The 9,208-nt window shown below is 72.9% G+C and carries 6 protein-coding genes and 1 pseudogene; 3 read left to right on the top strand and 4 right to left on the bottom strand.

Annotated elements, in window-relative coordinates:
- Positions 1-186: 186 nt before the first annotated feature.
- Both BFF77_RS20465 and BFF77_RS20460 read right to left on the bottom strand, forming a co-directional pair.
- A pseudogene (locus BFF77_RS20465) lies at positions 187-1,002 on the bottom strand (sugar phosphate isomerase/epimerase family protein); the annotation flags it as partial.
- A gap of 22 nt (positions 1,003-1,024) precedes the next feature.
- The gene (locus BFF77_RS20460; RefSeq protein ID WP_066952056.1) at positions 1,025-1,957 is read right to left on the bottom strand and encodes a Ppx/GppA family phosphatase; all 933 of its coding nucleotides are present in this window, start codon (positions 1,955-1,957) and stop codon (positions 1,025-1,027) included.
- 40 nt (positions 1,958-1,997) lie between these two features.
- Here BFF77_RS20460 and BFF77_RS20455 point away from each other — a divergent pair, with 40 nt between their 5' ends.
- Positions 1,998-2,921, top strand: coding sequence for a DUF3109 family protein (locus BFF77_RS20455; protein ID WP_066952054.1), 924 nt, complete (start codon positions 1,998-2,000; stop codon positions 2,919-2,921).
- An 87-nt stretch (positions 2,922-3,008) separates the two neighbouring features.
- On the opposite strand, the gene BFF77_RS20450 is transcribed toward BFF77_RS20455, so the two are convergent.
- A complete protein-coding gene (locus BFF77_RS20450; RefSeq protein WP_066952052.1) occupies positions 3,009-5,057 on the bottom strand; it encodes a sigma-70 family RNA polymerase sigma factor in 2,049 nt (682 codons plus the stop codon).
- A 221-nt stretch (positions 5,058-5,278) separates the two neighbouring features.
- On the opposite strand from BFF77_RS20450, the gene radA reads away from it, so the two are divergent.
- Together radA and disA are read left to right on the top strand one after the other, a co-directional pair.
- On the top strand, positions 5,279-6,688 hold the full coding sequence (radA, locus tag BFF77_RS20445) for a DNA repair protein RadA (RefSeq protein WP_066952050.1): 1,410 nt from the start codon (positions 5,279-5,281) through the stop codon (positions 6,686-6,688).
- A gap of 44 nt (positions 6,689-6,732) precedes the next feature.
- Positions 6,733-7,857, top strand: a complete 1,125-nt coding sequence (gene disA / locus BFF77_RS20440) for a DNA integrity scanning diadenylate cyclase DisA (protein ID WP_066952048.1) — start codon at positions 6,733-6,735, stop codon at positions 7,855-7,857.
- 147 nt (positions 7,858-8,004) lie between these two features.
- On the opposite strand, the gene BFF77_RS20435 is transcribed toward disA, so the two are convergent.
- A complete protein-coding gene (locus tag BFF77_RS20435) occupies positions 8,005-8,919 on the bottom strand; it encodes a hypothetical protein (protein WP_066952046.1) in 915 nt (304 codons plus the stop codon).
- Positions 8,920-9,208 lie beyond the last annotated feature (289 nt).

Below are 9,208 nucleotides of genomic sequence, written 5' to 3'. Positions count from 1 at the left end.
CGCTCCCTCCCGGGACCGGTCCGGGGACGACCGGTCCCGGGAGGGAGCGGAGGACGCGGCCCGGGACGAGTCCGGGGAGGACGCCCGGGACGGCGCCGGGGAGGCGGCCGTCGGCGCCGGGGAGGACGGCGGCTCCTGCGCGGCGGTCGCCGGCGGACCCGCCGACGGCACTCCCGGTCGCGCGCCGGGCCGCGCCGCGGCCCGCGCCAGATGCAGTCGGGTGAAGGCCAGCGCCTCCGCCAGGTCCGCCTCGCGCTCCGCCGAGGACATCGCCCGCCGGGTATTGACCTCGATCACCACATGACCGTCGAACGAGCTGCCCGCCAGCCGTTCCAGCAGCTCGGCGCAGGGCTGGGTGCCCCGTCCCGGTACGAGATGCTCGTCCTTCGCCGAGCCCCTGCCGTCCGCGAGATGGACATGGCCGAGCCGGTCGCCCATCCGGTCGATCATGCCCATGGCATCCGTACGGGCGGTCGCCGTGTGCGAGAGATCGACCGTGAAGTGCCGGTAGTCGTCCTTGGTGACATCCCAGTCGGGCGCGTACGCGAGCATCTCGCGGTCCCGGTACCGCCACGGGTACATGTTCTCGACCGCGAACCGTACGTCCGTCTCGCCCGCCATCCGCCAGATGCCGGTGACGAAGTCGCGCGCGTACTGCCGCTGCCAGCGGAAGGGCGGATGGACGACCACCGTGGAGGCGCCGAGCCGCTCGGCCGCCGCCCGCGCCCGCTGGAGCTTCACCCACGGGTCGGTCGACCACACCCGCTGGGTGATCAGCAGACAGGGCGCGTGTATGGCCAGTACCGGCACCCCGTGATAGTCGGAGAGCCGGCGCAGCGCCTCGATGTCCTGGCTGACGGGATCGGTCCAGACCATGATCTCGACACCGTCGTACCCGAGGCGCGCGGCGATCTCGAAAGCCGTCGCCGTGGACTCCGGATAGACGGAGGCCGTCGACAGGGCGACCTTCGCATCCGGGACCCGCACCACTGGTTCTGCCACGGGGACAGCGTAAGGGCACCCTCTAGGTCGTCGGGAGCTGGTCGAGTCGGCGCAGGATGACGCCCTCGCGCAGCGCCCAGGGACAGATCTCCACCACTTCGAGCCCGAACAGGTCCATCGCACCCTCCGCGACCAGCGCTCCCGCCAGCAGCTGGGAGGACCGCCCCTCCGAGACACCCGGGAGCCCGCCGCGCTGGAGCGAGGTCATCGCGGCCAGCTTGGGGACCCATTCCTCCAGTGACGTACGACTCAGTTCGCGCTGCACGTACAGGCCCTCGGCGGAGCGCGCGGCACCGGCGAGCCGGGCGAGCTGCCGGAAGGTCTTGGACGTCGCCACCACATGGTCCGGTGTGCCGAACCGGGCGAATTCACCGACCGTACGGGCGATCTGGGCGCGCACATGACGGCGCAGGGCCTTCACGTCGACCGGGTCGGGCGGATCACCGGGCAGCCAGGCGGCCGTCAGCCGGCCCGCGCCCAGGGGCAGGGAGACGGCGGCGTCGGGCTCCTCGTCGAGTCCGTACGCGATCTCCAGGGAGCCGCCGCCGATGTCCAGGACCAGCAGTTTCCCGGCCGACCAGCCGAACCAGCGGCGGGCTGCGAGAAAGGTGAGCCGGGCCTCCTCCTCACCGGTGAGCACTTCGAGGTCCACACCGGTCTCGCTCCTGACACGCCCGAGCACCTGATCGGCGTTGCTGGCCTCCCGTACGGCGGAGGTCGCGAACGGCAGCACGGCCTCGCAGCCCTTGTCCTCGGCGGTCTGGAGCGCGTCCGCGACGGTCGCCACGAGCCGGTCGACGCCCTCGGCCCCTATGGCACCGTCCGCTTCGAGCAGTTCGGCGAGCCGCAGCTCCGCCTTGTGCGAGTACGCGGGCAGCGGGCGGGCGCCGCGGTGGGCGTCCACGGCCAGCAGATGAACGGTGTTCGAACCGACATCGAGAACTCCGAGTCTCATGAACGGAACGCTACTGCGAGCGCGCGCATACGCTGGACCTGTGCCAAAGACGAAAAAGGCGAAGCCGGGCAAAGCCAACGGACCCAACAAGCAGGAGCGACCGGAGGAGGTCCGGGAGGTCCGCGATACACGGAACAAGCGGAATGCCGGAAATCCTGGAGATACCGGGAGAACCCGGGCTGCCGGAGACACCGCGAACGCGGCTCCGGTCCCCGACGAGAAGGGCCTCGACTTCGCTCGCGCCTGGGTCGAGTTCCCCGATCCCGCCGACGAACAGCAGGTCTTCCGCTGCGATCTGACCTGGCTCACCTCACGGTGGTCGTGCGTCTTCGGCAGCGGCTGCCAGGGCATCCAGGCGGGCCGCGCCGACGACGGGTGCTGCACGCTGGGCGCGCACTTCTCCGACGAGGACGACGAGAAGCGGGTCGCCGGGCACGTGGCGCGTCTGACTCCGGAGCTGTGGCAGTTCCACGGCGAGGGCGCGAAGGGCGGCTGGACGCAGACCGACGAGGACGGCGAGCGCCAGACGCGGCGCTGGAAGGGCTCCTGCATCTTCCAGAACCGTGCGGGCTTCGCCGGGGGCGCGGGCTGCTCGCTCCACATCCTGGCGCTGCGCGAAGGGCGCGAACCGCTGGAGACGAAGCCGGACGTCTGCTGGCAGCTTCCGGTGCGTCGTACGTACGACTGGATCGAGCGGCCGGACGACACGCGGGTGCTGCGGGTGTCGATCGGTGAGTACGACCGGCGCGGCTGGGGTCCCGGCGGCCACGATCTGCACTGGTGGTGCACGTCGGCGACATCGGCGCACGGCGCGGGCGAGCCGGTGTACAAGACCTACCGGCCGGAGCTGACGGAGCTGATGGGCAAGGCGGCGTACGACGAACTGGCCGAGCTGTGCGAACGGCGGGTGGCGAGCGAGCTTCCGCTGGTGGCGCCGCATCCGGCGGATCCCGTGGGGACCTGAGCGGGGCCGGGCGCAGGACTCCGGGCATCGGGCACCGGTCCCGTCCGCCGCTGATCTTCCAGGCCGTCGGTCTTCGCAGGCCGTCGGTCAGCCCGTAGTGCCGGGTGAGTCCGGTCCGCCGCCCGGCGGTGGAGCCGGGGGAGCCGGATCCGACGGGGCCGGGTCGCCGGGGATCCGGCCCGGATCACCGGATCCGGATCCGGATCCGGGACCGGGCCCCGGGTCGGAAGGCCCGGGACCGCCCGGGACCGAGGGCGCGGGACCGGTGTGGCGGGACGGACCCGGGCGGGAGGGACCGGAAGGCTCCGAGGTGCCCGGGAAGGCCGGGGAGGCCGGACCGCCGGGCCCTGGGCGACCGGGGCCCTCGGGACGCGGCGGGCGGCCCGAATGGCCGTGGCGACCAGGGTGGTCGGGACGGCCCTGGTGACCGAGGCGGCCTTCGCCGCTGGGACGGCCTTCATGACCGGGACGGCCCTGGTGACCGGGGAGCGGCGGACGGCCGGAGGCCGGCGGTCCGGCGCCGTAGCCGTGGATCTTCACCGTCGAACCCGACGGATACACCGCGATCCGCGCGCTCCAGGGCCCGGACGGTTCGCGCCGGTGATCCACGAAGACCCGGAGGGTGACGGACTCACGGGGTGCGAGCATGCCGTAGTGGCTGCTCAGCCGGAGCCAGGGAGCGGTCGTCCCCGCGGTCCAGGCGACCGGCGCGCCGCCGGACGCCCGGAGCGTGATCGTCGTCGTACCGCCCGCCGGACCGGCCGGCGCCGCCTCGACCGTGATCCGGCCGGGAGCGGGCTGTCCCGGCAGCGAGGACGGCACGGCCGTACCGTCGCTGACGACCTCCACGAAGACGTCCGACGTACGGTCGCTGCCGAAGCCCGTGCCGGGGCCGCTCGCGGCGGTTCCGGTGTTCTCGTAGTGGTCGTACGGCCGCCCGCCGGCCTCACCCGCCTCGCCCGCGCTGACCGAGGAGCCTTCGCCGCCCTCCCCGGTCGGCGGCGCGCCTCTGTAGGCGGCCCAGAGAGCGAGCACGGGTGCGGCGACGACGGTCGCCACCACCGTGGTGGTCACGGCACGTGCTCGCAGCCGGTCGCGCCGGGCGGCCCGGTCCTTGGGGTCCATCGGGAATCCGTCGCGGCCGAAGCGCGGCGCTGGCGTACGGGCCCGTGGCACACGGGTCATCGCCGCGTACGCGGCGGTCCTGGGCGCTGTGACGAGCGGCAGGACGGCCGGGGAGACCGCGCGTGACGAGGAGAGGCCCGCGGAGCCGCCCGAACTGCCGGACCCCGGCGGGACCGGCGTACGCGGTGGTACACCGGCGCCCGCGCCGGAAGGGACGCCGACGCCGGGCATGCCGGGCGCGGCGGGAGGGACGGGCGCGGCGGGCGACCCCGGCCAGGGGCCCGCGGCCTCGGCACGCTCGGCGGTACGGCGACAGCGCGGGCAGTCGTCGACGTGCCGGACCAGTTCACGCCGGAGCGCGGCGGACAGCAGAACCTGGCTGTCGCCGGTGAGCCGGGCGACGGAAGGGCAGTCACCGCTGTCCACGACGGCCAGCGCGGCACGTGTGCGCTCCACCTCGCAGGCGGCGGAGGCGAGCAGTTCGCGGGCGGCCGGGAGCCGCAGGGAGAGCACGGCGGCGGCCTCGCGCGGGCCCAGCCGGTGGCGTACGGCCAGCTCCAGGATCTCGCGCTGCTCCGGGGTCGTCCCCGCGGCCTCGGGCCAGGCCAGCAGCGCGAGTTCGCGCCGGTGGCGCGCGGCGGTCTCCGGTGGGACCTCGGCCGCCGGGGCGGGCTCCGGCGCGCGGTGCGCCGAGTGCGCCCCGGGGCGGTGACGACGCTGTTCGGTGAGCTTGCGCTGACATGCCCAGCGGGCGAGGGCGTACAACCACGCTTTGCGCTCCCCCTCTTCCGAAGGGCACCGGCCGTGCTGGCGCTCGGCGATCGACAGGGTGTCGCCGAGCACTGCGGTCGCGTCGTCGTGGTCGCAGAGCACGGAGAGGCAGTACGTGAACAGGCCGTCCAGATACGGCTCGTAGCGCGCGGGCGGGCGCCGCGCCACCGAACGGGGCGCACGACGCGCCGCACGATGTGCGCCGGTGGTGTGCGGGGCGGATTCGGGGCTGCTGCTCATCACCCGGCGACGGTAGACAGCGGGGCCCACGCCCTTCACACCCCTTGAGCACATTTAACTCATACGGGTGAATGTATCGCTCAAAAGGGGACACCGGGAGCACGCTTCGGCGAGTTCCGGAGCGGTCGGCGCCGGCGGTTCTCGGCGCTGCCGGCGCCGGCAGCGCCGGCCGGATCGTCGTCGGCGGCCGTGTTGTCGGTGGGGCCCTATACGGTGACGCCATGGCTGCCCGTACGAAAACCGCGAAGGACAGGCCGTCCTACCGTTGCACCGAGTGCGGCTGGACGACCGCCAAGTGGCTCGGCCGCTGCCCCGAATGCCAGGCCTGGGGCACCGTCGAGGAGTACGGCGCGCCCGCGGTCCGCACCACCGCGGCCGGCCGGGTCTCCACCGCCGCGCTTCCGATCGGCCAGGTGGACGTCCGTACCGCCACCGCGCGCTCCACGGGCGTGGCCGAGCTGGACCGGGTGCTCGGCGGCGGTCTCGTCCCCGGCGCCGTCGTACTGGTCGCGGGCGAGCCGGGTGTCGGCAAGTCCACGCTGCTGCTCGACGTCGCGGCGAAGGCGGCCGGCGAGGACCACCGCACGCTCTATGTGACGGGCGAGGAGTCCGCGAGCCAGGTCCGGCTGCGCGCGGACCGGATCAAGGCCATCCACGACCATCTCTATCTCGCCGCCGAGACCGATCTCTCCGCCGTCCTCGGCCATCTCGACGCGGTCAAGCCGTCCCTGCTGATCCTGGACTCCGTGCAGACCGTGGCCTCACCCGAGATCGACGGCGCGCCCGGCGGGATGGCCCAGGTCAGAGAGGTCGCGGGCGCGCTCATCCGGGCCTCCAAGGAGCGCGGTATGGCCACCCTGCTCGTGGGACATGTCACCAAGGACGGCGCGATCGCCGGACCGAGGCTGCTCGAACACCTCGTGGACGTGGTGCTGTCCTTCGAGGGCGACCGGCACGCCCGGCTGCGGCTCGTGCGCGGTATCAAGAACCGCTACGGGGCCACCGACGAGGTCGGCTGCTTCGAGCTGCACGACGAGGGGATCACCGGTCTCACCGATCCGTCCGGGCTCTTCCTCACCCGGCGTGACGAGCCCGTGCCGGGCACCTGCCTCACGGTCACGCTCGAAGGCCGCCGTCCGCTCGTCGCCGAGGTGCAGGCGCTGACGGTCGACTCGCAGATCCCCTCGCCCCGACGCACCACCTCGGGCCTGGAGACCTCCCGGGTCTCGATGATGCTGGCCGTGCTGGAGCAGCGCGGCCGGATCAGCGCGCTCGGCAAGCGGGACATCTACAGCGCCACCGTCGGCGGTGTGAAGCTCACCGAGCCCGCCGCCGATCTGGCGATCGCCCTCGCGCTGGCCTCCGCGGCCAGCGACACCCCGCTGCCCAAGAACCTGGTCGCGATCGGCGAGGTGGGCCTCGCGGGCGAGGTGAGACGGGTCACGGGCGTGCAGCGCAGACTGGCGGAGGCCCATCGGCTCGGCTTCACCCAGGCCCTCGTTCCGGCCGATCCGGGGAAGATCCCCGCCGGTATGAAGGTCACAGAAGTCGCCGACATGGGTGATGCTCTCAGGGTGCTGCCGCGCCGGGGTCGTGCGGAGGCCCCACGGGAGGACAACGCTCGCCGGTAGACTTTGCCCTGGTCTCGCCCATCCGTACGAGCCGGAGGAGTGCAGTGGCAGCCAACGACCGGGCATCAGCACCCGGAAAGTCCGGCGCGGGCTCCGGCAACGAAGCGCTCATGCGCGCCTCCCTGAGCGCGGTCGCGCCGGGTACGGCCCTGCGCGACGGGCTGGAACGGATCCTGCGCGGAAACACCGGCGGTCTCATCGTCCTGGGGATGGACAAGACCGTCGAATCGATGTGTACGGGCGGGTTCGTGCTGGACGTGGAGTTCACCGCGACCCGGCTGCGCGAGCTGTGCAAGCTCGACGGCGCGCTCATCCTGGACAAGGACATCACCAAGATCCTGCGGGCCGGTGTCCAGTTGGTCCCCGAGTCCTCCATCCCCACGGAGGAGACCGGCACCCGGCACCGCACCGCGGACCGGGTGTCCAAGCAGTGCGGCTTCCCCGTCGTCTCCGTCTCCCAGTCGATGCGGCTGATCGCGCTGTATGTGAACGGGGAGCGCCGGGTCCTGGAGGAGTCGGCGGCGATCCTGTCCCGGGCGAACCAGGCGCTGGCGACCCTGGAGCGGTACAAGCTCCGTCTCGACGAGGTGGCGGGCACGCTCTCCGCCCTGGAGATCGAGGACCTGGTGACGGTCCGGGACGTGACGGCGGTGGCACAGCGGCTGGAGATGGTGCGCCGGATCGCCACGGAGATCGCCGAGTACGTGGTGGAACTCGGCACCGACGGCCGGCTTCTCTCCCTCCAGCTCGACGAGTTGATCGCGGGCGTGGAGCCGGAGCGGGATCTGGTCGCGCGTGACTATGTGCCCGAGCCGACCGCGAAGCGGGCCCGTACGGTCGACGAGGCGCTCGGTGAGCTGGACTCGCTGAGCCACTCGGAGCTGCTGGAACTGCCCACCGTGGCAAGGGCGCTGGGCTACAGCGGAGCGCCGGAGACGCTCGACTCCGCGGTCTCGCCGCGTGGTTACCGGCTGCTGGCCAAGGTGCCGCGGCTGCCCGGAGCCATCATCGAGCGGCTGGTCGAGCACTTCGGCGGGCTCCAGAAGCTGCTGGCGGCGAGCGTGGACGATCTCCAGACGGTGGACGGCGTCGGCGAGGCGCGGGCGCGCAGCGTCCGCGAGGGCCTGTCGCGGCTCGCGGAGTCCTCGATCCTGGAGCGGTACGTCTGACCCGTGGGGGCACCGCCGTCCGTACGCGCGCGGGCGCCCGTACGGACGAGAACGTGAACAGGACCGGGATCGGGATCGGGATCGGCGACGACAACGCCCCGGCCGAGGGGACCGGGGCGTTCACCGTCCGGGGACACCGCCGCCGGCTCAGTCCTTCTCCAGGCGGATGGACTGCTGGCCCTGCTTCACCGAGGCGCGCGTCGTCGCGGCCTCCACCAGATACGTTCCGGGGCCGACGGCCCCCGCGGGTGGTGTGGCGCACTGCGGCGCGCTCTGCCTGCGGTCCCAGCGCACGGTACGGGTGACGGTCCGGCCCGCCGGGACCTCGAAGTACTGCGCGCCGGTCTTCGGGCAGTGGGCGGAGGACCAGACCTCGTCGTCCTCGGCGTCGGTGACCGTCAGCACCATCGACTTCGGCCCGAAGTCCGCCTTGCAGGTGGTACTTGAGGTGTTCTTGACGGCCAGACGGAACGCGGGCTTCTCGCCGGGGGCGTAGGCGACCTTGGTGGTGGCGAGCGTCAGCGCGAGGGAGCCGGGAGCGCAGTCCGGGAGCCCGGAGCCCGCGCCGACCGCCCGGCCCGCGGTGGCACCGTCGCCGCCGGTGCCCGTGCCTCCGCCGCCCGCGCCGCCGTTCGCCGCACCGCCGGTACCGCCGACGCCCGCGGTGCCGCCCGCGCCGCCCGTACCGGCCGCGCCTCCGGCACCGGTGTCCGCCGTGCCGCCCGCGCCCGCGGTCTGCGCGGGATCACCGTTCTTGCCGCCGTCCGCGCCGGAGTCCGTACCGCCGTCCCCGCCACCGCCGTCGCCGGTGCCGTCCGACTCGTCACGCCCGCCAGGCTGTTCACTTATCGCCGGTCCTGACGGGGACGGCCCGGGCGTGATGGACGTCGCCGGATTGGCGCCGTCGGACGTGTCGCCCTCGGGCTTGCCGCCGTCCCCTCTGGAACTGACGAACCACACGACCAGCAGCGCGAGCAGCGCGGCCAGCGTCGCCGCTACCACCCTCCGTCGCCAGTAGATGGTGGAGGGAAGCGGCCCGACCGGATTGCGCAAAGATCCCACGGCGCAAACTGTACGAGAGTTCAGAGCCAACTCCCGCCCCATATGCCGCCCCTCCCGGCAAGTTTTACGGATCATCGTCCCGGAACGACCTTCAACGGCAGCACTTTTGACCGTATCTGTACCTCTTCCTTTCGTCAGAGGTACGCCCTTGACCAGGGAGGCGGACAACCACCGGACATCGTCCGTACGTTGATCTCATGAACGGCGTCGGCTCGCCATCGGGCGGCGCCGACCGCTCCCGCGATCGCCCGTCCCCGGCCCGCCTGTCCGGCCCCACGGCCCCGCCTGC

It is taken from the genome of Streptomyces lushanensis, from assembly GCF_001700515.1.
In the GTDB taxonomy this organism is placed as follows: Bacteria; Actinomycetota; Actinomycetes; order Streptomycetales; family Streptomycetaceae; genus Streptomyces; species Streptomyces lushanensis.
This window is presented reverse-complemented; position numbering and strand designations above follow the sequence as displayed.